The sequence below is a fragment of the Streptomyces sp. LUP47B genome, from assembly GCF_001746295.1.
Classification (GTDB): Bacteria; Actinomycetota; Actinomycetes; order Streptomycetales; family Streptomycetaceae; genus Streptomyces.
The window spans coordinates 36857-61019 of the sequence record NZ_MJAH01000027.1 but is presented as its reverse complement, the minus strand read 5'-3'; the positions used below and the strand labels follow the sequence as shown (position 1 = coordinate 61019).

Here is a 24163-nt window from a genome sequence, read left to right as displayed (position 1 = left end):
ACGCGACCGGTGCGCAACGGTGGTCGTGCGGTGGTCCGGCCCGTGATGTGCTCGCAGGGCTGCAAGGGGGCGGGGCGATGAGGCGGGGAGTCTTCGCGATGGCCGGTGTGGGCGTCGCCGTAGGGCTGTTGAGCGGGTGCGGGGCGGAGATCCTGCCACTGGTCGCGGTGCGGGTGGCCGACGGCGGGGCGCCGGAGGTCGTGCTGCGGCCGTGCGGTGACGATCTGATCCAGGGGCTCTCGCTCGAAGGAGCCCCGGGCGGGGACGACTCCGGGCGGAACGTGTCTGGGTGGCGGGTGCCCGGCAAGCGGCGGGTCGCCGATGCCGAGTTCCCGCTCTTCTCGCCGCCGGCCACCTGGCACGCCCGAGCGGTCGGAGAGCAGCGGCCGGTGCCGTCGTACACCTATGAACTCGCCTTCGGGAAGGCCGAGTTCAACTACGAGTACACGGGCACCGTGACGTTTCGCGCGAGCGACCTCGCCGCCCTGGGGCCCGGCCAGGTCTGGGCCGACGGGCGGGCGATGAGCCTCGGCGAGTTCGAGGAGCTCGCCGAGGACTCGTGTTGAGCGGTGGCTACTCCGCCGGCTCCACCCCGGCGCGCAGCAGCCCGTAGGTGTAGGCGTCCTCCAGGGCCTGCCACGACGCCGCGATCACGTTCTCCGCGACGCCCACCGTCGACCACTCCCCCGTGCCGTCCGACGTGGAGATCAGGACGCGGGTGGTGGAGGAGGTGCCGTGGACGCCCTCCAGGATGCGGACCTTGTAGTCGACGAGGTCGAGCTTGGCGAGCTGGGGGTAGATCTTCTCCAGGGCCACGCGCAGGGCGCGGTCGAGGGCGTTGACCGGGCCGTTGCCCTCCGCCGTGGCGACGATGCGCTCGCCCTTGGCGAAGAGCTTGACCGTGGCCTCGTTGGCATGGGTGCCGTCGGGGCGGTCCTCCACGATCGCGCGCCAGGACTCGACCGCGAAGTACTTCAGGGGCTTGCCCTGGACCTCGGCGCGCAGGAGGAGTTCGAAGGAGGCGTCGGCGGCCTCGTACGTGTAGCCCTTGAGCTCGTGCTCCTTGACCCGCTCGACGACCCGGCCGACCAGCTCGCGGTCGCCGCCGAGGTCGACGCCGAGTTCCTTGCCCTTGAGCTCGATGGAGGCGCGGCCCGCCATGTCGGAGACCAGCATCCGCATGGTGTTGCCGACCTGCTCGGGGTCGATGTGCTGGTAAAGGTCCGGGTCGACCTTGATCGCGGAGGCGTGCAGGCCGGCCTTGTGGGCGAAGGCGGAGACGCCGACGTAGGGCTGGTGGGTGGAGGGGGTGAGGTTGACGACCTCGGCGATGGCGTGGGAGATCCTCGTCATCTCGCGGAGCTTGCCGTCGGGGAGGACCTTCTTGCCGTACTTGAGCTCCAGGGCCGCGACGACCGGGAAGAGGTTGGCGTTGCCGACCCGCTCGCCGTAGCCGTTCGCCGTGCACTGGACGTGGGTCGCGCCGGCGTCCACGGCGGCGAGGGTGTTGGCGACCGCGCAGCCGGTGTCGTCCTGGGTGTGGATGCCGAGGCGGGCGCCGGTGTCCGCGAGGACGGTCGCGACGACCGCCTGGACCTGGGCCGGGAGCATGCCGCCGTTGGTGTCGCAGAGGATGACGACGGAGGCGCCGGCCTCCGAGGCCGCCCGTACGACGGCCTTCGCGTACTCGGGGTTCGCGCGGTAGCCGTCGAAGAAGTGCTCGCAGTCGACGAAGACCCGGCGCTCCTGCGAAACCAGGTACGACACCGTGTCGCGGACCATTTCCAGGTTCTCGTCCAGCGTCGTCCTGAGCGCCAGCTCGACGTGCCGGTCGTGCGACTTGGCGACCAGGGTGATCACGTCCGCGCCGGAGTCCAGGAGGGCCTTGACCTGCGGGTCCTCCGACGCCTTCGCGCCCGCCCGGCGGGTCGCGCCGAAGGCGACGAGCTGGGCGTGCCGGAAGTCGATCTCCTGGCGGGCGCGGGCGAAGAACTCGGTGTCCCGTGGGTTGGCGCCGGGCCAGCCGCCCTCGATGAAGCCCACGCCGAAGTCGTCCAGGTGCCGTGCGATGGCCAGCTTGTCCGCGACGGTGAGGTTGATGCCCTCCCGCTGGGCGCCGTCGCGCAGGGTGGTGTCGAAGACGTGGAACTGATCGTCGAGCTCGCTGGTTGCGGTCATGGTCTCAAGGCTCCTGAGGATTGGATCTCGGTCGTACCGGAATGACCGGCTCCACCGCCCCCACATACTCCCTCGCGCTCTCGCTTCCGGCTGCGGGTGGGCCAGAAATGCGAAAAACCCCTCGCGGGTGCGAGAGGTCTGCGCGCGGGTCGAGGACGACGGTGTCCGCCCGTACCTGGTCGTACGTGGCGGTCACTGCGGACCGGCGCGCCTGCTGCCAATAATCATGGCGAACGAGAGCACGGGGGCAGTCTGGCACAGACCGCCCCCGTGCTCACCCTCCGTCTCAGGATGCGAGCACTGTGCTGTTCATCGCAGGTGCCGTACGAAGGCGTCGGTGCCGTCGTTGGTGTCGCCGGCCGGGATCAGCGTCGGGTCGGAGGACTGGAAGAGGATCCGATGGGCGCCGTCGGCGATCCGGCCCGGCAGGACGTCGGCCGTCGCGGTGCCTCCGGTGGTGTCCGGGGTGACGAGGGTGGTGGTCCCCTTCTTCAGGTCCCGCAGATAGACGGGGTACTCCTCGCCGTACCGGCTGCCGGGCTCGGCCAGCTTCGACATGAAGGTGAGATAGCGGCCGTCGGCGCTGATCGCCGCGTTCCGGGTGTAGACCTCGCCGGGGCCGCCCTGGGTGCCGTGGATGCGCTGGTTGGCGCCGGTGCGGATGGTGTGAACGAACACGTTCCAGCTCACGTCGGTGTCGTCGGGAACCAGGTGGGTGTCCCGGGACTCGAAGACGACCGTACGGCCGTCGCCGCTGATGGACGGGTTCAGCGACTCCCTCTCGGTCTGCGAGCCGTCGTAGGAGCGGTCGATCTGGGTGTGCTCGCCCGTGCGCCGGTCGTACATCCAGACGTCGCCCCAGTCGTCGCCGCGCGGGCCGTTGGCGTAGTTGTACTGGTAGACGATCCGGCGCCCGTCGTCGCTGACCGTCGGCCGGGAGGCGTTGCGCGGCTCCGAGGTGGGCCGGGGGTGGCTGATGCGCTCGGTGGTGCTCTTGATGCGGTCGTGCAGGAAGACCACGCTGGTGTTCCCGGCGCTCTCCTGGAGCGTGTAGACGGCGTAGCGACCGTTGGGGCTGACGGAGATCTCGGCGGGCCGCCCGGTGAAGCCCTCGGGGACCTCGATACCGAACCCGACCCGTTTGCCCGTCCCGAGGTCGTGGATCCACAGCTCGGCGGAGTCCGCACCGTACTCGGCGTAGACGTAGCGGCCGTCGTTCAGGACCGCCACCAGACCCCCGAAGCCCGCGAAGCGGAGCTTGCCGGTGTGCGGGTCGCGCAGGTACATCCCGCTGTGCGGCACGTTGGGGTGCAGGTCCTCGGCGTCCGAAGTGAGGGCGATGTGGCGGCCGTTGCGGCTGATGACCGCGGTGCGGGTGACGCCGCTGCCCGCCTTTCCCTCCGGGGTGACGCTGACCGGCTCGGTGTACGGGCCTCTGGGTGCGGCGCTCGCCGCGGGACCGGTGAGTGCCGTGGTGGCGATGGCCGCCAAGAGCGCGGCTGCCAGGCGCTTCTTGCCATGCATGGTTGTTCCCCCGTGTTCGGTCGTTGTCATTGCGCTGTCGTCAGGCGCGACGACCATGCCGTCGGCGCTGACGGAGGGCGTCAGGCCGGCACGTCGTTGCGGCCGCCCCAACGGTCGTGGACGCATTACCCCCGGCCCCGCGCCGAGGGCTCCCCACGAGGCAAACGCACCGCCGGTCACAGGGTCAATCGGCCTTATTGCGTACAACCCGGGCAGGAGGTCACGCGTCCGCGAGGAGGCTCTCGTCGAGGAACTCCCGGACATGGCCGAGAATCATCGCCCGGTCCGTCCCCCGCAGCCCGATCGCCACGTGGATGGAGAAGCCGTCCAGGAGGGCCCGCAGCCGGGCCCCGAAACGGTCCGGGTCGATCGCGCGGAACTCGCCCCGCGAGACCCCCTCCGCGAGCAGCGCCACCAGGTCGCGGTGCCAGGCGCCCTCGATCGCGGCCTGACGGTCGCGCGCGTCGACGTCGGCGTTCTGCGAGCGGTTCCAGACCTCCAGCCACAGGGTCCAGTGCGGATCGCGGTGGCCGTCGGGGACGTACAGGTCGACGTACGCGTCGAGCCGTTCGCGGGCGGTCGCCGTGCGGGTGAGCAACCGTCCCCGCTCGGCTCCCAGCCGCCCCTCGCTCCACTCCAGGGTCCGCAGCAGCAGCTCGTCCTTGGAGCCGAAGTAGTACAGGAGGTGACCGCTGCTCATGCCGACCTCGCGGCCGAGCGCGGCCATGGTGAGCTTCTCCAGGCCCCGCTCGGCGATCATCTCCATGGCCGCGGCGAGGACCTGCTCGCGCGGCGGCGCGGGCGTGCGCCGGGCGGCGGTCATGCGGAGGCCGTCCGTACGCCGTCGGGGAGTCGGCGCGGCGGCTCGGTGCGGCGGTGACCGCGGGCGGTGCGATGCGGCAGGACGTTCACGCGTCTGTTCTACCCGACCGTCGCCCGCGGCTGCTGCTGCGTGACGCAGTGGACACCGCCCCCGCCCGCGAAGATCGTCCGCGCGTCGATCAGCGTCACCGTCCGCCGCGGGAACAGCCGCCGGAAGATGCCGGCCGCGAGCTCGTCGCGCGGGTCGTCGAAGCCGCACAGGACCACACCGCCGTTGCAGAGGTAGTGGTTGATGTAGGAGTAGTCGGCCCAGTGACCGTCGGCCTCCAGGACGGTCGGCGCGGGCACCTCGACGACCTCCAGACGCCGGCCACGAGCGTCGGTCCGGGACGCGAGGAGCCCGATGATCTCCTTGGTCACCTCGTGGTCCGGATGCGCCGGGTCCGGCTGGACGTGGGCCACGACCACGCCCGGGCGGGCGAAGGCGGCGACGATGTCCACGTGGCCCTGAGTGCCGTACGTGCCGTAGTCGCCGGCCAGGCCGCGCGGGAGCCAGATGGCCTTGGTGGTGCCGAGCCTGGCGTGGACCTCCGCCTCGACCTGCGCACGGGTCCAGCCGGGGTTGCGGCCGACGCCGAGCTGGACGGTGTCGGTGAGCAGGACGGTGCCCTCGCCGTCGACGTGGAGGGCGCCGCCCTCGTTGACCAGGGGGCTGCCCAGCACCGGCACCCCGGCGAGGTCGGCCACCCGGCGGGCGATCTTGGAGTCGTGCTCCCAGCGGGCCCAGTCCTGACCGCCCCAGCCGTTGAACACCCAGTCCACGGCGGCCAGTCGGCCCTGCTCGTCCTTGACGAACGTCGGGCCGATGTCGCGCATCCACGCGTCGTCGAGCTCCCGCTCCACGAGCTCGATGTCCGGGCCGAGCAGCTGGCGCGCGGACTCGGCGTGGCCGGGGCCGTGCACCACCGTCACCGGCTCGAAGCGGCGCACCGCACGGGCCACCGACGCCCAGGCGGTGCGGGCCCCGGCCAGTTCCTCGTCGTCGGTGAAGGTGGGGTTGGGGCCGGGCCAGGCCATCCAGGTGCGTTCGTGCGGGGCCCACTCGGGGGGCATGCGGTAGGTCATCGGGGTCCTACAAGTCCTAGAGGAAGTAAAGGCGGTTGAGGGAGACGGACTCGGCCGGTGCGGAGGCGAGCGGCTCTCCGTCCAGCGTGACCAGGCCCGTGTGCTGGTCCACGTCCACCGCTCCGGTACGGGAGTTGAGGCGCAGGTCGGCCGGGCCGATGCCGCGGGTGCCGTGTACGGCGACCCTTCTCCTGCGGGTCGGCATCCGGTCGTTGCCCTGGTCGAGAGCGGCCCGGGCCACGAAGGCGACGGAGATCTCGGCGGGGGTGGCGCCGTACGCCCCGAACTGCGGTCCCAGGACCAGGGGTTCGCAGGTGTCGGTCGCCGCACCCGGGTCGCCGACCACGCCGTACGCCGGGAAGCCGGACTTCAGGACGAGCTGCGGCTTGGCACCGAAGTACTCCGGCCGCCACAGCACGAGGTCGGCCAGCTTGCCGACCTCGATCGAGCCGACCTCGTGCGACAGTCCGTGCGCGATGGCGGGGTTGATGGTCAGCTTGGCCACGTACCGCAGGACGCGCTCGTTGTCGTGCTCCTGGGGCGCGCCGAACTCGGCCTTCATCTTCCCGGCCATCGCGAAGGTACGGCGGACCGTCTCCCCGGCCCGCCCCATGCCCTGGGCGTCCGACGAGGTGATGCCGATCGCGCCCAGGTCGTGCAGCACGTCCTCGGCGCCCATGGTCCCGGCGCGGATGCGGTCGCGGGCCAGGGCGGCGTCGCCGGGCAGGTCGGTCTTCAGGTCGTGGACGGAGACGATCATGCCGTAGTGCTCGGCGACGGCGTCCCGGCCGAAGGGGAGGGTCGGGTTGGTGGAGGAGCCGATGACGTTTGCGACTCCGGCCATCTTCAACACGTTCGGGACGTGCCCGCCCCCGCAGCCCTCGATGTGGAAGGCGTGGACGGTGCGGCCCTCCAGCACCTTCAGGGTGTCCTCGACGGCGAGGCACTCGTTCAACCCGTCGCTGTGCAGGGCGACTTGGACGTCGTGTTCCTCGGCGACCCGCAGCGCGGTGTCCAGCGCCCGGGTGTGGGCGCCCATGTCCTCGTGCACCTTGAAGCCGCTCGCCCCGCCTTCGGCCAGGGCCTCGGTCAGGGGGGCCGCCGCCGACGAGGAGCCCCGGCCCAGGAACCCGATGTTGACCGGCCAGGCGTCGAAGGCGGCGAACGCGTGCCGGAGCGCCCAGGGCGAGTTGACCCCGACGCCCCACACGGGCCCGAACTCCTGCCCGATGATCGTGGTCACCCCGGAGGCCAGCGAAGCCTCCATGATCCGCGGCGACAGCAGATGGACATGGGTGTCGACGGCCCCGGCGGTGGCGATCAGTCCCTCGCCGGACACGATGGACGTCCCCGTGCCGACGACGACGTCGACACCGTCGAGGGTGTCGGGGTTCCCGGCCCGCCCGAGGGAACAGATCCGCCCCTCACGGATCCCGATCGAGACCTTCCGGATCCCCTGCACTGCGTCGATCACGACGACATTGCTGACGACGACGTCACAGGTCTCCCGTACGGCGGCGGCCTTGAGATGCAGCCCGTCCCGAGCGGTCTTGCCGAACCCCGCGAGGAACTCGTCGCCGTGGCGCTGGGAATCGTCCTCCACCCGGATCACCAGCCCGGAGTCACCGAGCCGGACACGGTCACCGGCCCGGGGGCCGTGGATGGCGGCGTACTCGTACGGATTCATCGAGCGCCCTCCACAGAAACCACGGCGCCCGAGAACTCGTCGCCGTGGCGCTGAGAGTCCTCCACCCGGATCACCAGCCCGGAATCACCGAGCCGGACACGGTCACCGGCCCGGGGGACGTGGATGGCGGCGTACTCGTACGGGTTCATCGAGTGCCCTCCGCAGAAGCCACGGCGCCCGAGTAGCCGCAGGCGGCGGCCCGGCGCAGGGCCTCTTCCCTCGCCCCTGGGGCGTCCAGCGGCCCGTCGACCAGCCCCGCGAACCCGATGGCGACCCGTGCGCCCCCGATCGGCAGCAGGCCGACCTCGACGCTCTCCCCCGGTCCGAAGCGCACGGAGGACCCGGCGGGGACGGCGAGCCGCATGCCGTAGGCCTCGGCACGCGGGAAGTCCAGCCGCGGGTTCACCTCGAAGAAGTGGAAATGGGAGGTGACGGAGACGGGCACGGTCGAGGTGTTGGTGACCGTCAGCCGTACGACCGCCTCCGGCCCGGCGTGCTCCGGCCCCGGCAGCAGCGCGCCGGGCGCCTGCCGGCCGAGCCCCCCGCCGATCGGATCGGTGACGACCGCGAGCCGGGAACCGTCGTCGAAGACCGCCTCGACCTGCACCTCGGTGACGACGTCGGCGACACCGGGCAGGACGTCGTCGGGCCCGAGCACGGAGCGGGCGCGCTCGACGGCCTCGGCCAGCCGCACCCCGTCCCGGGCGGCCTCGCACACGGTGTCCGCGACGATCGCCGTCGCCTCCGGGACGTTCAGTCTCAGCCCGCGGGCCTTGCGCGCCCGAGCCAGCTCAGCGGCCCCGAAGAGCAGCAGCCGGTCACGTTCGGTGGGGGTCAGTCTCACGACTGCACCTCCTTGGTCGACCGATGTTAGAGCAACACTCTAAAGCCGGTACCCGACACAACAATGGGACGGATGCCGATGTCGGGCACATCACATGGAACGTCGCTCTATCGGGAGGGCGGCTGGACGGGACCGGAAAATGCGCGACGGGCCCGCCCGGACGTCGTCCGGACGGGCCCGTGAGCGGTCGCCGATCAGCCCAGCTTGTGCATCCAGCCGTGCTTGTCCTCCCGGACACCGCGCTGGATACCGAGCAGCGCCTCGCGCAGCTTCTGGGTGACCTCGCCGGGCGTGCCGTCGCCGTGGGTCCAGGCGTCCGTCTTCGTCTTGACACGGCCGATCGGCGTGACGACCGCGGCGGTGCCGCACGCGAAGACCTCGGTGAGGGCGCCGGAGGCCGCGTCGGCGCGCCACTGGTCCAGGGTGACGACACCTTCCTCGGCGGTGTAGCCGAGATCGCGGGCGACCTGGAGGAGGGAGTCGCGGGTGATGCCCTCGAGGATCGAGCCGGTGAGCGACGGCGTGACGATCCGGTCGCCGTAGACGAAGGCGATGTTCATCGAGCCGGACTCCTCGACCTTGGTGCGGGTCACCGCGTCGAGGTAGACGACCTGGTCGCAGCCGTTCGCGGCGGCCTCGGCCTGCGGGAGGAGGGAGGCCGCGTAGTTGCCGCCGGTCTTGGCGTCACCGGTGCCGCCGGGGACCGCGCGGACGTGGTCCTCGGAGACCCAGATCGTGACCGGCTTGACCCCGCCGGCGAAGTACGCGCCGGACGGGGAGGCGATCAGCATGAAGAGGTACTCGTTGGCCGGGTGGACGCCGAGCGCGGCCTCCGTGGCGAACATGAAGGGCCGCAGGTAGAGGGACTCCTCGCCACCGTGCGGCGGGACCCAGTCGGCGTCCTGGCCGATCAGGGCGTCGAGGGCCTCGATGAACAGCTCCTCGGGCAGCTCGGCCATCGCCATCCGGCGGGCGGAGTTGCGGAAGCGCCGGGCGTTGGCCTCCGGCCGGAACACGGCGACCGAGCCGTCGGCCTGGCGGTAGGCCTTCAGGCCCTCGAAGATCTCCTGGCCGTAGTGCAGGACGTGGGTGGAGGGATCGAGGGAGATGGGGCCGTACGGAACGAGCTGCGCGTCGTGCCAGCCGCGGCCCTCGGTCCACTTGATCGTCACCATGTGGTCGGTGAAGTGGCGGCCGAACCCGGGACTGGCCAGGATCGCCTCGCGCTCGGCGGCGGAGAGCGGACTGGCGGAGGGCTTGAGCTCGATCGTGGGCGTCGTCATGAGTGGTTGTCCTTCACCGGTTGTGTAGTGACGGGCCGCGCTCACGCCCTTTTACTGTCAGTGACCAGTGCTAGGACGTCCGAGCATTCCCTCATTCCGCGGCTCCGCGTTCGATTATCGCAAGCGGGGAGCCGAGGAAGAAACGGCGTGAAATGCGACCCTGGGGATGATGGTGGCACCCGGCGGGGGACATGCGAAAGCCGCCGGGTACGAGTGACCCGGCGGCTTCGAATAGTTTTCGAGTGGCCTGCCCGGTCAGTCGGCTACTCGTACGGCGAGCGCGTCGCCGATCTCCGACGTGCTGCGGGCGGGCTTGCCGGTGCGCTCGGCGAGGTCGGCGGTGACCGCTTCGTCGATGCGGGTGGCCTCGGCCTCGAAGCCGAGGTGGCGCAGGAGCAGGGCGACGGACAGGACCGTGGCGGTGGGATCGGCCTTGCCCTGACCCGCGATGTCGGGCGCCGAGCCGTGGACCGGCTCGAACATCGAGGGAAACTCGCCGGACGGGTTGATGTTCCCGCTCGCGGCGACGCCGATGCCGCCGGACACGGCCGCGGCGAGGTCGGTGATGATGTCGCCGAAGAGGTTGTCGGTGACGATCACGTCGAACCGGGCCGGGTCGGTGACCAGGTAGATCGTGGCCGCGTCGACGTGGATGTAGTCGGTGGTGACCTCGGGGAACTCCCCGGCCACCTTGTTGAAGATGTTCGTCCACAGGTGCCCGGCGAAGGTCAGCACGTTGTTCTTGTGGACCAGCGTGAGCTTCTTGCGCGGACGGGCCTGGGCGCGGGCGAAGGCGTCACGGACCACGCGCTCGACACCGAAGGCCGTGTTCACGGAGACCTCGGTGGCGACCTCGTGCTCGGTGCCCTTGCGGATGGTGCCGCCGTTGCCGGTGTACGGGCCCTCGGTGCCCTCACGGACGACGACGAAGTCGATGGCCGGCTCGCCCTTGAGGGGCGTGTCGACACCCGGGAGCAGCTTCGACGGACGCAGGTTCACGTGGTGGTCGAAGGCGAAGCGGAGCTTGAGCAGGAAGCCGCGCTCCAGCACACCGGAGGGGACCGACGGGTCGCCGATCGCGCCGAGCAGGATCGCGTCGTGCTTCTTCAGCGCGTCGAGGTCGGCCTCGGTGAGGGTCTCACCGGTGGCGTGGTAGCGCCGGGCACCGAAGTCGAAGTCCTTGGTCTCCAGCTTCACATCCTGCGGAAGGACGGCGGAGAGGACCTTCAGACCTTCGGCCACGACCTCCTGGCCGATGCCGTCACCGGGAATCACTGCGAGATTGAGGCTGCGAGACATGCGGGAACCCTACTCCCCGTCCCATGGGATGACATGACCTGTCCGCGATACGGACTCGATAGGGACACGGCACAGGCGCGGCCACACGGACGGGCGTCAGCCCTTCGACTCACGTTCACCCGCAGGTATGGCGGTTGTCGGTGTCCGCTGGGAAGTTCACAGGCATGGACCTCCCCGACTTCGGCATTCCGCCCCGGCTGGCGCGCCGGATGACCATGGCCGAGCAGCACGAGTACCTGCGGACGAAGCTGTCCCGGCGCCGCACGCTGGTGACGGCGGGCGCGGTCGCGGGCGGCCTGCTGACCGGCTGCGCGGGCAACAGCTCCGCGAGTCCGGCCACTGCTCCCTCCCCCACGGCCTCGGTGCACGGTTCCGCCGTCTCCCCCTTCGGCCGCCATCTCGCCTTCGGCGCCGACCCGAGGACGCAGATGCGGATCTCGTGGCAGGTCCCGCTCGCGGTGAGGAAGCCGTACGTCCGCGTCGGCCTGAAGCCCGACGACCTCAGCCGGAAGATCGAGGCCGAGCTCCGCGACCTGCACACCCCCGGGCAGACCGGYGTACGCCTCGCCCTCGACCAGTACTACCTGCACGCGGCCCTGGACGGCCTGCGCCCCGGCACGACGTACTACTACGGCGTCGGCCACGACGGCTTCGACCCGGCGGACGCGAGCCGCCGCTCGACCATCAGCAGTTTCCGGACGGCCCCGGCGAGCCCCGGGAAGTTCGTCTTCACCGCCTTCGGCGACCAGGGTGTCGGCACCGCCGCGGCCGCCAACGACAACCTCCTGCTGCGCCAGAAGCCCGCCTTCCACCTCCACGCCGGCGACATCTGCTACGCCGACGCCAACGGCCAGGGCCGGACGTCGGACGGCTACGACCCGGGCTTCTGGGACCTGTTCCTCAAGCAGAACGAGGAGGTCGCGCGGAGCGTGCCGTGGATGGTGACGACCGGCAACCACGACATGGAGGCCTGGTACTCGCCCGACGGTTACGGCGGCCAGCTCGCCCGCTGGTCCCTCCCGGACAGCGGCTTCGACCCGCGCTCGGCACCGGGTGTGTACTCCTTCGTGTACGGCAACGTCGGCGTCGTGGCGCTGGACGCGAACGACGTGTCGTACGAGATCCAGGCCAACTTCGGCTGCACGGGCGGAAAGCAGACGAAGTGGCTGGAGAAGAAGCTGGCCGAGCTGCGGGCGGCCAAGGGGATCGACTTCGTCGTCGTCTACTTCCACCACTGCGCGTACTCGACGTCCTCGCACGCCTCCGACGGCGGGGTGCGCGCCGAGTGGCTGCCGCTGTTCGAGAGGCACCAGGTGGATCTGGTGATCAACGGGCACAACCACGTCTACGAGCGGACGGACGCGATCCGTGGCGGCGAGGTGGGCCGGACGGTGCCGGTCGGCGGCGCCACGGATCCGACGCGGGACGGGATCGTGTACGTGACGGCCGGCGGGGGCGGGCGGGATCTGTACGGCTTCCCGGCGGGCGTGAAGGAGAGCTACGAGGGGCGCGTGCACGACCACGAGTCCGTCGAGACCTTCGCGTGGACGAAGTCCAAGCAGCCCCGGAAGGAGACGGTGGAGTGGTCGCGGGTGCGCTACCGCGGGTTCTCGCTGCTCTCGGTGGAGGCGGAGAGCGGGGCGCGGCCGCGGCTGACGGTGTCGGCGCTCGCGCAGAGCGGGGAGCGCGTCGACCACTTCGAGGTGCGACGCGGGGCCTGACGGGCCCGCGCCGCACCTCGTTCGGGTGCGGCTCCCGGCTTGGAGAAGTCGGTCAGTGACCGGTCGAGCCGCCGTTGTCACGGCGGTCGAGGGCGCGCTGCAGGGCTGCGGCGGCGTTCTTGCGGTCGGACTCGCTGGTCCGGGAGGTGTGACGGACTCGACGGCGGGCGGTCGTCTCGGCCATGAGAAATCGACTCCTTCGGATTTCCAGGGAAGGGGACAACGAGACGCCGGAGGGGCGGGGAGCGGCGGGCCGCAGGGGTTGCCTGCATGGGGTCCGGCTCACGACCGCCATTCGCTTGATCGAGCGAGACGTTCGGCTCCTACAAAGCTAAGCGAGGACGGCCGGTCTGTCTCCACAATTACTCGGACTTCCTACTATCTGAGACGGCGGAGTGGATCACCCGCCACTGACCTGCGGTTTCACAACCGGATGGGGCCGGGCGAAAGCCCGGCCGCATCCAACGGCTGACAAGGGACTCAGCCCATGTGCGGGTACCCGTAGTCGGTGGGCGGGACCAGGGTCTCCTTGATGGCGCGGGTCAGCGTCCAGCGCTGGAGGTTCTGCGGGGCGCCGGCCTTGTCGTTGGTGCCGGAGGCGCGGCCCCCGCCGAAGGGCTGCTGGCCGACGACGGCGCCGGTGGACTTGTCGTTGATGTAGAAGTTGCCGGCCGCGTAGCGCAGCTTCTCCATCGTGTACGCGGCCGCCGCGCGGTCGGACGAGATCACCGAGCCCGTCAGCGCGTAGTCGGACGCCGACTCCATCTGGGTCAGCATCTCCTCGTACCGGTCGTCCTCGTAGACGTACACCGCGAGGAAGGGGCCGAAGTACTCGGTGGTGAAGACCTCGTTGGCCGGGTCCGTGCACTCGACGACGGTCGGGCGGACGAACCAGCCGACCGAGTCGTCGTAGGAACCGCCCGCGACGATCGTGCAGGTGGGGTCCGACTGCGCGCGGTCGATCGCGGCCTTGTTCTTGGCGAAGGCGCGCTCGTCGATGACCGCGCCGATGAAGTTGGACAGGTCGGTGACGTCACCCATGGCGATGCCGTCCACCTCGGCGGCGAACTCCTCACGGAAACCGCTGTTCCAGATCGACGCCGGGATGTAGGCCCGGGAGGTCGCCGAGCACTTCTGGCCCTGGTACTCGAAGGCACCGCGGGTCAGGGCGGTCTTGAGGATCGCGCGGTCGGCGCTCGGATGGGCGACGACGAAGTCCTTGCCGCCGGTCTCGCCGACCAGGCGCGGGTAGGTGCGGTACTTCTCGATGTTGGCGCCGACCGTCTTCCACAGGTGCTGGAAGGTCTTCGTCGAACCGGTGAAGTGGATGCCCGCGAGGTCCCGGTGCTCCAGGGCGACCTTGGAGACCTCGATGCCGTCGCCGGTGACGAGGTTGATGACACCCTTGGGCAGACCGGCCTCCTCCAGGAGCTGCATGAGCAGCACCGCGGCGTGGGTCTGCGTCGGGGACGGCTTCCACACGACCACGTTGCCCATGAGCGCGGGCGCGGTTGGCAGGTTGCCCGCGATCGCCGTGAAGTTGAACGGCGTGATCGCGTAGACGAAGCCCTCGAGCGGGCGGTGGTCGAGGCGGTTCCAGACGCCGGGGGCGTTGGCCGGGGGCTGCTCGGCGAGCAGGTCACGGGCGTACTTGACGTTGAAGCGCCAGAAGTCGATCAGCTCGCAGGGCGTGTCGATCTCGGCCTGCTGGGCGGTCTTGGACTGGCCGAGCATGGTGGAGGCGGCCAGCGTCTCGCGCCAGGGGCCGGACAGGAGTTCGGCGGCGCGCAGGATGATCGCGGCGCGGTCGTCGAAGGACATCGCCCGCCAGGCGCGCGCGGCGGCGAGCGCCGCGTCGATGGCGTCCCGGGCGTCCTGCTGGGTGGCGTTGCGGTAAGTGCCCAGCACGACCTTGTGGTTGTGCGGCTGCACGACCTGGAAGGCCTCGCCGCCGCCCAGCCGCTTCTCGCCGCCGATGGTCATCGGCAGGTCGACCGGGTTCTCGGCCAGCTCCTTGAGCCTGGCCTCCAGCCGGGCCCGCTCGGGCGAGCCGGGGGCGTAGCCGCGCACCGGCTCGTTGACGGGGGTGGGGACCTGGGTCACAGCGTCCATGAGATCCGTACTCCTTGAACTTGAGCGGGTGTTGGGCTCAGCCCTTGCTGATCATGCTGCGGACGAAGAAACGCAGGTTCGCCGGCTTCTCGGCGAGGCGCCTCATGCTGCGCCTTCCCGGGGGACAACCCCCGGACCCCCGGCAGAAAGAGCTCTGTGCGTGCCTCATCCGTCAGCCCCGGGTGATCATGCTGCGGGCGAAAAAGCGCAGGTTCGCCGGCTTCTCCGCGAGCCTCCGCATGAAGTAGCCGTACCAGTCGGTGCCGTAGGCGGTGTAGACGCGCATCCGGTGGCCTTCGGCGGCGAGCCGGAGGTGTTCGTCGCCGCGGATGCCGTAGAGCATCTGGAACTCGTACTCGTCGGGCTTGCGGCCGGCCTGCCGGGCGAGTTCCTGGGCGATGGAGATCAGGCGCGGGTCGTGGGAGCCGACCATCGGGTATCCCTTGCCCTCCATCAGGATGCGCAGGACCCGGACGTACGCCTTGTCGATCTCGTGTTTCTGCTGGTAGGCGACCTCGGCGGGCTCCTTGTACGCGCCCTTCACGAGCCGTACCCGGCTGCCCGCCCCGGCGAGCCGGCGGGCGTCGGCCTCGGTGCGGAAGAGATAGGCCTGGATCACACAGCCGGTCTGCGGGAAGTCCCTCCGCAGCTCCTCGTGGATGGCGAACATCGAGTCGAGGGTGGTGTGGTCCTCGGCGTCGAGCGTGACGGTCGTCCCGATAGCGGCGGCCGCCTCGACGACCGGCCGGACGTTCGCGAGGGCCAGCTCGTGACCCCCCGGAAGCGCCTGGCCGAACATCGACAGCTTCACCGACATCTCGGCCCTGGTACCCAGTTCGAGTGTCCTGAGCCGCTCGATGAGCGCGAGATAGGCGTCCCGGGCGGATTCCGCCTGCTCCGGGGTGGTGATGTCCTCGCCGACGACGTCCATCGTCAGCTCCAGACCGCGGTCGGTCAGCTCACGGACGATCGGCACGATCTCGTCGACCGTCTCGCCCGGGATGAAGCGGTCGACGACCTGCTTGGTCACCGGGGCCGCCGAGATCAGGCGTCGCATCCGGTCGCTGCGCGACGCGGCAAGAATCACGGGACCCAGCACGGGGCACCTCCACAAACCAGCAGATAGAACCACCGTGAAATCTAAGGATCCCCCCGATCGTGGACCATCGACAGCTGTCACGCATCCGTGCCACAGATCTCAGACAGATGTATGAAGCGGGGTGTTTTTGCGCGAGAATGCCCGAGTGACAGGCGACTACAAAGGTGACTACCAGGAGCTGGTGGACGAGATCTCGGAGCTCCTTGGCGCGCCGGCGACCTTGGAGAACCGCGACTTCGAGCTGATCGCCTTCGGCGCGTACGACAGTGAGGGCGACCTCGATCCGTCGGCGCTGGACCCCGTCCGCACCCGCTCGATCCTGACCCGGCGCTCCACGGCCGCGGTCCGGACGTGGTTCGAGGGCTTCGGCATCACCCGGGCGAGCGGGCCGGTGCGGATTCCGCCCACTCCGGAGGCGGGGGTCTATCGCGGGCGGATCTGTCTGCCCGTACGTCACCGGGGGGTCGTCCTCGGTTACGTCTGGCTCCTGGAACCCGACCCCGGCCCGACCGACCGGCAACTGGACGCGGCGATGCGGGTGACATCCCGTATCGGCGCGCTGCTCGCGGACGAGGCTCAGCACGGGGCCGACCTGAGCCGGGAGCTGCGGGCGGTGCTGACCGCGGAGCGCGGCTGGCAGGGCGACATGGCGGTGGCGGCCCTGCGCACGGCGCTGGGCTCCCGCGCCGACGGCCCGTACACCGTGGTGTGCGTCGCCCCCTGGCCGTCCACCGACCCGGACGACGCCCCGTCGGCCCGTACGGTCCCGCACGCGACGGCGTGGTGCACGGTGCCGTGGGGCGCGGCGGGCCAGAGCCTGGCGGTACTGGTACGGCTACGGGCGACCGACACCCTGACCCCTGCGAGCTCGGCGGCGGGGCGGCTGCTGGAGCGGGCCGCTCCGGGCACGACGGGCGACACGGCAGCTTCCGGTGCGGCACGGGAGACCACAGGCCCGGGGGCGCCGGGCGGTACGGCATCCCCGGGGGCGGGGCGCGGTACGACGTCCCCGGGGGCGGCCCGCGGTACGGAACCCCCGGGAGCGATGCAGGACACCGCCGCCCACGGTGCGACGGGCGGTACGGCGGCCCCAGGCGCGGCACGCAATACGCCGGCCCCCGGCACCACGCGGGGCACCCCCGCCCCCGACACGACGAGCAGCACGGCGGCCCCGAGTGCGACACGCAGCACGCCGGCCCCCGGCACCACGCGGGGCACCCCCGCCCCCGACACGACGAGCAGCACGGCGGCCCCAGGCGCGGCACGCAATACGCCGGCCCCCGCGGCCACACATGGCAGCACTGCCCCCACCGCGACAAGCAGCACGGCGGCCCCGGATGCGACGCGCAGTACGCCGACCTCCGGCACCACGCGGGGCACCCCAGCCCCCGGCGCGACAAGCAGCACGGCAGACCCAGGCGCGGCACGCAACACGCCGGCCCCCAGCGCCACGCCGAGCCCCGGCGCGGCGCGCAGTACTCCCGCTCCCGGCGCGACAAGGGCCACCGCAGCCCCAGGTGCCGTGGCCGCCGGCGTCGCCGACGCTCGTGTGGGTCTTGCGGGACTGGCCGCCGCCTGGCAGGAGGCGTCCGCCGCGGCCCGGGCCGCGCTCGCGGAACCCGGGTTCGGGCCGGTCGCGGAGTGGTCGCGCATCGGCCCGTACCGTCTGCTGACCGCGCTGCCCCCGGAGACGGCCCACGACCCCGTCGTACGCCCCCTTCTCTCCCCCACCCACCGCGAACTCGCCCGCACCGCCGAGGTCTACCTCGACTGCGCGGGCCAGGCCGGCCGTACCGCAGCGGAACTGGGTATCCACCGCCAGACCCTCTACTACCGCCTCTCCCGCGTCGAACAGCTCACCGGCCTGGACCTGGACGACGGCGAGGACCGACTGTTGCTGCACATGGCGCTCAAGGGCGCGCGGCTATAAGGGCGTTGGGGCCGGGGCGCGCACTACCTCCGCGGGCCCCCGCACGCCCCGGCCGCCCGGATCAGCGGCCGAGGCCACCGAGTTCGGCGGGCGACCGGCGCGGGGAGGCTGATCCCCATGCCCCTGCTGATGATCGACCTCGACAACACCCTCGTCGACCGGGACGCGGCCTTCCGCGCGGCGGCGACCGCTTTTCTCTCCGAACACGGCCTGCCCCACGGGGACTTGGACTGGCTGATGACCCTCGACGCGAGCGGCTACACACCACGACGGGAGGTCGCGCGGGCGCTGTCCGTGCGGTACGGCGGCATCGACTCCCAGGACTTCCTCGACCGGGGCGCGGCCGACCGGATCACCCTGTCCGACCCGGTCCGCGAGGCGCTCATGGAGGCCCGCGCCGACGGCTGGTTCTGCGTGATCGTGACCAACGGGCGGACCGTCCAGCAGGAGACGAAGATCCGCAACGTCGGTCTCGACCGGCTCGTCCACGGCTGGGTGATCTCCGAGGCGGCCGGGCACCGGAAGCCCGAGCCGGAGATCTTCCACGCGGCGGCCGCCGTCGCCGGAGCCGCGCTCGACGGCTCGTGGATGATCGGCGACTCGGCCCCCGCGGACATCCGGGGCGCGCTGGGCGTCGGAGCGCGGAGCGTCTGGGTCTCGGCGGGCCGGCCGTGGACGGAACCGGACTACCGGCCCACCCTCACCACCCCGGACACCGCGTCCGCCATCCGGCGCGTGAGCGGCGGCCGGGACACGGCTCCCTGAGCCCCCGCCACCGCATCCGGGACACGGAACCGCTGACGCTCACAGGGCGGAGGCCCACTCACGCGCGCGTGGCGGCCTCGATGACCTGCCGCAGGCCCTCGGTGAGGGTGTCCGCGTCGGGCGCGCTCTTGGGGTCGAAGGCCCACTGGCCGATGAGGCCGGTCATCAGCGCCAGATAGAACCGGCCGAGGGTGTCGGCGCTCTCGTCCGTCACCTCCTCCTCCGGCACGCCCATGAGCATGGAGACCAGGCCCCGCCCACCCTCGCGCTGTGCCCGCACCAACTGGTCACGCACCTCGGGAAGTTGGTCACCCATACCCATGATCTCCAGGCTGAGCCGCCACAGCGAGCCGGGCTCCCGCATGGTGTCGACGATGTTGGCCCACACCTCCCGGAAGCGCTCCAGCGAGCCGGGCGCACCGGTGAATCCGTCGCCCCCTTCGAAGGACACGTCCTCCACCAGCGCGATGTACGCCTGCCCCAGCAGCGCGTCCTTCGAGCCGTAGTGATAGCCGATGGACGCCAGGTTCGTCCCGGACTCCTTGACGATGTCCCGCGCGGTCGTCCGCAGGAACCCCTTCTCCAGCAGGCAGCGCTTGGCGCCTTCGAGCAGATCCTCGCGATGTCCCATGGGCTCAGCCTATCTAGACAAGCGATTTATACAAGCGTCATAGACAAGCGTTTAAGACGACCGTATAGTCACCGCCATGACGAACCCGACGAGCACCACCACCCCGTCCGGCCGCGCCGGCCGCCGTGAATGGACCGCCCTCGCCGTCCTGATGCTTCCGCTGCTCCTGGTCTCGATGGACGTCTCCGTCCTCTACTTCGCGATCCCGGCGATCAGCGCGGACCTGAAGCCGAGCGGCACCCAGCAGCTGTGGATCTTCGACATCTACGCCTTCGTCCTGGCCGGCCTGCTGATGACGATGGGCTCCCTGGGCGACCGCATCGGCCGCCGCAGGCTCCTGCTCATCGGCGCGGTCGCCTTCGGCACCGCCTCGCTGATCGCCGCCTACGCGAACAGCGCGGAGACCCTCATCGCGGCCCGAGCCGTCCTCGGCATCGGCGGCGCGACCCTGATGCCGTCGACGATGGCGCTGATCCGCACGATGTTCACCGACCCCGGCCAGCGCGCGAAGGCGATCGGCATGTGGTCCGGCGTGATGACGGCCGGGATCGCGCTCGGTTCGGTGATGAGCGGTGTGCTGGTCGAGTACTTCTGGTGGGGCTCGGTCTTCCTGGTCAACCTGCCCGCGATGGTCCTGCTCCTGGTCCTCGGCCCGATCCTGCTGCCCGAGTCGAAGGCCGCCTCGCCCGGCCGGTTCGACTGGCTGAGCGTGCCGCTGTCGATGGCCGCGGTGCTGCCCGTCGTCTACGGCCTCAAGGAGATCCCGTCCGAGAGCTGGAACGTCCGTTACGTCGTCTCGATCACCGTCGGTCTGCTCTTCGCGGTCCTCTTCGTGCACCGCCAGCGCACCACGGCCTCACCGATGATCTCGCCGGCCCTGTTCCGCGGCCGCGGTTTCGGGCCCTCCGTCGCCCTCAACCTCATCTCCTCGTTCGCGATGATGGGCTCGGCCTACTTCACCACGCAGTATCTGCAGTCGGTGCTCGGCAAGAGCGCGCTGGAGGCGGCCCTGTGGGCGCTGCTGCCCTCGGTGCCGATCGGCGCCGCGGCCCCGCTCGCGACCTCCCTGGTCCAGAGGGGCGTCGACCGCGCCCACGTCGTCACCGCCGGCTTCGCGATCGGCGCTGTCGGCTACGCGCTGCTGGCCTTCACCGGCACGGACTCGATGGCACTGGTCCTGACCGCGTGCGGTGTCCTCGCCGTCGGCGTCGTCACCGTGATCTCGCAGATCACGGACCTCGCGATGGGCAGCGCCCCGGTCGAGCGGGCCGGCTCGGCGTCCTCCCTGATGGAGACCGGCGCGGAGTTCGGCGGCGCCCTCGGCATGGCGGTGCTCGGCTCCATCGGTACGGCGGTCTACCGCCACGAGATGCCGGATTCGGCGCCGGATGCGGCGCGGGAGACGCTGGGCGGGGCGCTCGCGGTGGCCGACCGGTTCCCGGGCCTCGCGACGGCGGCCCGGGAGGCGTTCACCAGCGGAATGCAGGGCGCGGCGATCGCGGGGGCGGTGCTGCTGGTCGGGGCGGCGGGCCTGGCGGCGCTGACGCTGCGAGGAGTCGAGGTGCGCGAGGAGGCACCGGAGCCGGAACCGGAGAAGTCACTCGCATGAACTCGCATGAGAAAGCGGCTGGGCGGACCGGGATCTCCCGGTCCGCCCAGCCGCCTGTCGTGAAGCGTCAGACCAGGTTCACCGCACGGGCCGACGTCGCCCCGATCTCCTCGGCCACCTCGGTCAGCACACCCGCGGGCACCGTGTCGTCGACGGTGAGGACGGCGAGCGCCTCGCCACCGGCGATCGCCCGCGACACCTGCATACCGGCGATGTTGATTCCGGCCTCGCCGAAGATACGGCCGACCGTGCCGACGACGCCGGGACGGTCCTCGTACTTCAGGACGACCATGTGGTCGGCGAGGGCCAGGTCGACGTCGTACTCACCGACCGCGACGATCTTCTGGAGGTGCTTGGGGCCGGCCAGCGTGCCGGAGACCGACACCTCCTCGCCGCTGCCGAGCGTGCCGCGCACGGTGACGACGTTGCGGTGGTCGGCCGACTCCGAGCTGGTCGTCAGCCGCACCTCGACGCCGCGCTCCTGGGCGAACAGCGGGGCGTTGACGTACGACACCGTCTCGGCGACGACGTCCTCGAAGACACCCTTGAGTGCGGACAGCTCCAGCACCTTCACATCGTGCTGGGTGATCTCGCCGTACACCTCGACGTCGAGGCGGACCGCGACCTCACCGGCGAGCGCGGTGAAGATGCGGCCGAGGCGCTCGGCGAGCGGCAGGCCCGGCTTGACGTCCTCGGCGATGACGCCGCCCTGGACGTTCACCGCGTCGGGCACGAGCTCACCGGCGAGGGCGAGGCGCACCGAGCGGGCGACGGCGATACCGGCCTTCTCCTGGGCCTCGTCGGTGGAGGCGCCGAGGTGCGGGGTGGCGACGACCTGGTCGAACTCGAAGAGCGGGGAGTCCGTGCAGGGTTCCTTCGCGTACACGTCGAGACCGGCGCCGGCGACCCGGCCCTCCTTGAGGGCGGAGTACAGCGCCTCCTCGTCGACGATCCCGCCGCGCGCGGCGTTGACGATGCGCACGCTCGGCTTGACCTTGCGCAGCGCCTCGTCGCCGATGAGACCGACGGTCTCGGGCGTCTTGGGCAGGTGGACGGTGATGAAGTCGGAGACCTCGAGCAGCTCGTCCAGGGACAGCACCTTGACGCCCATCTGGGCGGCGCGGGCGGGCTGGATGTAGGGGTCGTAGGCGACCACCTTCATACCGAAGCCGGACATGCGCTGGGCGACCAGCGCACCGATCCGGCCCAGACCCACGACACCGAGGGTCTTCTCGGCGAGCTCCACGCCCGTGTACTTGCTGCGCTTCCACTCGCCGTTCTTCAGCGCGGCGTTGGCCTGCGGAATGTGGCGGGCGGTGGCGACGAGGAGACCGCAGGCCAGCTCGGCGGCGGTGACGATGTTCGAGGTGGGGGCGTTGACGACCATCACGCCGGCCTTGGTGGCGGCGGAGACGTCGACGTTGTCCAGGCCGACGCCGGCTCGTGCGACGACCTTCAGCTTGTTGGCGGCGGCGATCGCCTCGGCGTCCACCTTGGTGGCGGAGCGGATCAGGATCGCGTCGACATCGGCGATGGCCGGGAGCAGTTCGGCTCGGTCCGCTCCGTTGCAGTGCCGGATCTCGAAGTCGGGGCCAAGCGCGTCCACAGTCGCGGGCGACAGCTCTTCAGCGATGAGTACGACGGGTTTCGAGCTCACGTGAGTCCTCACAGGTCCATTGCGGACGGCCGTCCCGACGGCCGCAGGCGGTGGAGGGTACTGGCCGCGTGGAAGACGCACGACGTTGTGGGCCTGACGCGTATGTATACGGCAGTGTAGTGGCGCCAGGACGGTCGTCCCTCGCCTCCGCGGAAGGATCACCCGTCCGTGATGCGACGGGTTGGACAACGGGGCCGGAGCTGTCCGCTCCGGCCCCGTGGCCTGAGGCTTACGCCTCCTCGTCGACCCAGCTCATCAGCTTGCGCAGCTGCTTGCCGGTGGTCTCCAGCAGGGACTCGGCGTCCTTCTGCTTGTACTCGTTGTACTTCTTCAGACCGCCGTGGTACTCGGCCATCCACTCACGGGCGAAGGTGCCGTCCTGGATCTCGGCGAGGACCTTCTTCATCTCGGCCTTGGTGGCGTCCGTGATGATCCGCGGGCCGGTGACGTAGTCGCCCCACTCGGCGGTCTCGGAGATCGACCAGCGCATCTTCTCCAGGCCGCCCTCGTACATGAGGTCGACGATGAGCTTCAGCTCGTGCAGGCACTCGAAGTACGCGATCTCCGGCTGGTAGCCGGCCTCGGTCAGCGTCTCGAAACCGGCCTTGACCAGCGCGGCCGTACCACCGCAGAGAACGGCCTGCTCACCGAACAGGTCGGTCTCGGTCTCCTCGGTGAAGGTCGTCTTGATGACGCCGGCACGGGTGCCGCCGATGCCCTTGGCGTACGACAGCGCGAGCGCGAAGGCGTTGCCGGAGGCGTCCTGCTCGACGGCCGCGATACACGGAACGCCGCGGCCCTCCTCGTACTGGCGACGGACGAGATGGCCCGGGCCCTTGGGGGCGACCATGCAGACGTCGACGTTCGCCGGGGGCTTGATGAAGTCGAAGCGGATGTTCAGGCCGTGGCCGAAGAACAGCGCGTCGCCGTCGTTCAGGTTGTCCTTGATGGACTCCTCGTAGACCTGGGCCTGGATCGGGTCCGGGACGAGGATCATGATGACGTCGGCCTCGGCGGCGGCCTCGGACGGCGTCACCACGCGCAGGCCCTGCTCCTCGGCCTTGGCCTTGGACTTGGAGCCCTCGTGCAGGCCGACACGCACGTCGACACCCGAGTCACGGAGCGACAGCGCGTGGGCGTGGCCCTGGCTGCCGTAACCGATGACCGCGACCTTGCGGCCCTGGATGATGGACAGGTCGGCGTCGGCGTCGTAGAACAGCTCGGCCACTTTGGGTTCTCTCCTTGGTCTGCAGGTGTTGCGTCCCACCGTATGACGGCGGGCTGAGATGAGGTTTCGGGGTCTCGGTATACGGGCGGCCGGAGCCGCCCGTACCCGGTCCTACGCGCTGCGGTCGAGCGCGCGCAGCGAGCGGTCCGTGATCGAACGGGCGCCGCGGCCGATCGCGATGGTGCCCGACTGGACGAGCTCCTTGATGCCGAACGGCTCCAGCATCTTCAGCATCGCGGACAGCTTCTCACCGCTGCCGGTGGCCTCGATCGTGACGGCCTCCGGGGAGACGTCGACGGTCTTGGCGCGGAACAGCTGGACGATCTCGACGATCTGGGAGCGCGTCTCGTTGTCGGCGCGCACCTTCACCAGAACGAGTTCGCGCTGTACGGCCGAGCCGGGTTCCAGCTCGACGATCTTCAGCACGTTGACGAGCTTGTTGAGCTGCTTGGTCACCTGCTCCAGCGGCAGTTCCTCGACCACGGTGACCACGATGGTGATCCGCGAGATCTCGGGGTGCTCGGTGACACCGACCGCGAGCGAGTCGATGTTGAAGCCGCGGCGGGAGAACAGCGCGGCGATCCGGGCGAGGATGCCCGGGGTGTTCTCCACCAGGACGGAGAGCGTGTGCTTGGACATGATCTTTTAC

Annotated in this window: 20 protein-coding genes and 2 pseudogenes; 6 read left to right on the top strand and 16 right to left on the bottom strand. The window is 70.6% G+C overall.

Going from position 1 to position 24163, the window contains the following annotated elements; translation table 11 throughout:
* The first annotated feature begins 77 nt into the window (after nt 1–77).
* Nucleotides 78–566 (top strand): hypothetical protein, encoded by a 489-nt coding sequence (locus BFN33_RS45910; protein WP_256123053.1) that lies wholly within the window; start codon nt 78–80, stop codon nt 564–566.
* 7 nt (nt 567–573) lie between these two features.
* Here BFN33_RS45910 and cimA read toward each other — a convergent pair whose 3' ends face one another.
* The 9 genes from cimA to BFN33_RS45870 all read right to left on the bottom strand — a co-directional run bounded on the left by cimA (nt 574) and on the right by BFN33_RS45870 (nt 10762).
* Nucleotides 574–2178 carry a citramalate synthase gene (gene cimA / locus BFN33_RS45905; protein WP_069766183.1) on the bottom strand — a complete coding sequence of 535 codons (1605 nt, stop codon included), beginning with the start codon at nt 2176–2178 and terminating at the stop codon, nt 574–576.
* A gap of 309 nt (nt 2179–2487) precedes the next feature.
* Nucleotides 2488–3702: a PD40 domain-containing protein gene (locus BFN33_RS45900; RefSeq protein ID WP_069766182.1), complete on the bottom strand. Its 1215-nt coding sequence runs from the start codon at nt 3700–3702 to the stop codon at nt 2488–2490.
* A 220-nt stretch (nt 3703–3922) separates the two neighbouring features.
* Complete coding sequence (locus tag BFN33_RS45895) at nt 3923–4525, bottom strand: TetR/AcrR family transcriptional regulator (protein WP_069766181.1); 603 nt, start codon at nt 4523–4525, stop codon at nt 3923–3925.
* Between the two features lie 98 nt (nt 4526–4623).
* Nucleotides 4624–5649: an agmatine/peptidylarginine deiminase gene (locus tag BFN33_RS45890; protein ID WP_069766180.1), complete on the bottom strand. Its 1026-nt coding sequence runs from the start codon at nt 5647–5649 to the stop codon at nt 4624–4626.
* Nucleotides 5650–5665: 16 nt separating this feature from the next.
* Entirely contained in the window at nt 5666–7336 is a 1671-nt protein-coding gene (locus BFN33_RS45885) for an urease subunit alpha (protein WP_069766179.1), read from the bottom strand.
* A complete protein-coding gene (locus BFN33_RS50930; RefSeq protein WP_079141379.1) occupies nt 7333–7485 on the bottom strand; it encodes a hypothetical protein in 153 nt (50 codons plus the stop codon). Before BFN33_RS50930 ends, BFN33_RS45885 begins: the two co-directional genes overlap by 4 nt.
* Complete coding sequence (gene ureA, locus BFN33_RS45880; RefSeq protein WP_069766178.1) at nt 7482–8180, bottom strand: urease subunit gamma; 699 nt, start codon at nt 8178–8180, stop codon at nt 7482–7484. Before ureA ends, BFN33_RS50930 begins: the two co-directional genes overlap by 4 nt.
* 194 nt (nt 8181–8374) lie before the next feature.
* The gene (locus BFN33_RS45875; RefSeq protein WP_069766177.1) at nt 8375–9463 is read right to left on the bottom strand and encodes a branched-chain amino acid aminotransferase; all 1089 of its coding nucleotides are present in this window, start codon (nt 9461–9463) and stop codon (nt 8375–8377) included.
* 255 nt (nt 9464–9718) lie between these two features.
* Nucleotides 9719–10762 carry a 3-isopropylmalate dehydrogenase gene (locus BFN33_RS45870; RefSeq protein ID WP_069766176.1) on the bottom strand — a complete coding sequence of 348 codons (1044 nt, stop codon included), beginning with the start codon at nt 10760–10762 and terminating at the stop codon, nt 9719–9721.
* Between the two features lie 164 nt (nt 10763–10926).
* Between BFN33_RS45870 and BFN33_RS45865 the strand changes: the two genes are divergently transcribed.
* Nucleotides 10927–12483 (top strand): metallophosphoesterase family protein, encoded by a 1557-nt coding sequence (locus BFN33_RS45865; protein ID WP_069766175.1) that lies wholly within the window; start codon nt 10927–10929, stop codon nt 12481–12483.
* 52 nt (nt 12484–12535) lie between these two features.
* On the opposite strand, the gene BFN33_RS55015 is transcribed toward BFN33_RS45865, so the two are convergent.
* From BFN33_RS55015 to BFN33_RS45855, 3 genes are all read right to left on the bottom strand, one after another.
* Complete coding sequence (locus tag BFN33_RS55015; RefSeq protein ID WP_020121043.1) at nt 12536–12667, bottom strand: hypothetical protein; 132 nt, start codon at nt 12665–12667, stop codon at nt 12536–12538.
* A gap of 296 nt (nt 12668–12963) precedes the next feature.
* Nucleotides 12964–14595 (bottom strand): L-glutamate gamma-semialdehyde dehydrogenase, encoded by a 1632-nt coding sequence (gene pruA / locus BFN33_RS45860; RefSeq protein ID WP_069766174.1) that lies wholly within the window; start codon nt 14593–14595, stop codon nt 12964–12966.
* Nucleotides 14596–14767: 172 nt separating this feature from the next.
* Complete coding sequence (locus tag BFN33_RS45855) at nt 14768–15694, bottom strand: proline dehydrogenase family protein (RefSeq protein WP_069766173.1); 927 nt, start codon at nt 15692–15694, stop codon at nt 14768–14770.
* Nucleotides 15695–15821: 127 nt separating this feature from the next.
* Between BFN33_RS45855 and BFN33_RS55010 the strand changes: the two are divergent.
* The 3 genes and pseudogenes from BFN33_RS55010 to BFN33_RS45845 form a co-directional block, all read left to right on the top strand.
* Nucleotides 15822–16766: pseudogene (locus BFN33_RS55010) on the top strand (PucR family transcriptional regulator); the annotation flags it as partial.
* 444 nt (nt 16767–17210) lie between these two features.
* Nucleotides 17211–17624 (top strand): annotated as a pseudogene (locus BFN33_RS55005) (PucR family transcriptional regulator); the annotation flags it as partial.
* 117 nt (nt 17625–17741) lie between these two features.
* Nucleotides 17742–18389, top strand: coding sequence for an HAD family hydrolase (locus tag BFN33_RS45845; protein WP_069766171.1), 648 nt, complete (start codon nt 17742–17744; stop codon nt 18387–18389).
* 58 nt (nt 18390–18447) lie between these two features.
* Here the strand turns inward: BFN33_RS45845 and BFN33_RS45840 are convergent, their stop codons facing one another.
* Complete coding sequence (locus BFN33_RS45840; RefSeq protein WP_069766170.1) at nt 18448–19020, bottom strand: TetR/AcrR family transcriptional regulator; 573 nt, start codon at nt 19018–19020, stop codon at nt 18448–18450.
* A gap of 76 nt (nt 19021–19096) precedes the next feature.
* On the opposite strand from BFN33_RS45840, the gene BFN33_RS45835 reads away from it, so the two are divergent.
* The gene (locus BFN33_RS45835; RefSeq protein ID WP_069766169.1) at nt 19097–20629 is read left to right on the top strand and encodes an MFS transporter; all 1533 of its coding nucleotides are present in this window, start codon (nt 19097–19099) and stop codon (nt 20627–20629) included.
* 67 nt (nt 20630–20696) lie between these two features.
* On the opposite strand, the gene serA is transcribed toward BFN33_RS45835, so the two are convergent.
* From serA to ilvN, 3 genes are all read right to left on the bottom strand, one after another.
* Complete coding sequence (serA, locus tag BFN33_RS45830; protein WP_069766168.1) at nt 20697–22286, bottom strand: phosphoglycerate dehydrogenase; 1590 nt, start codon at nt 22284–22286, stop codon at nt 20697–20699.
* Between the two features lie 229 nt (nt 22287–22515).
* Nucleotides 22516–23514 carry a ketol-acid reductoisomerase gene (gene ilvC / locus BFN33_RS45825; RefSeq protein ID WP_069766167.1) on the bottom strand — a complete coding sequence of 333 codons (999 nt, stop codon included), beginning with the start codon at nt 23512–23514 and terminating at the stop codon, nt 22516–22518.
* A gap of 111 nt (nt 23515–23625) precedes the next feature.
* Nucleotides 23626–24153: an acetolactate synthase small subunit gene (ilvN, locus tag BFN33_RS45820; protein WP_069766166.1), complete on the bottom strand. Its 528-nt coding sequence runs from the start codon at nt 24151–24153 to the stop codon at nt 23626–23628.
* Nucleotides 24154–24163: the final 10 nt, after the last annotated feature.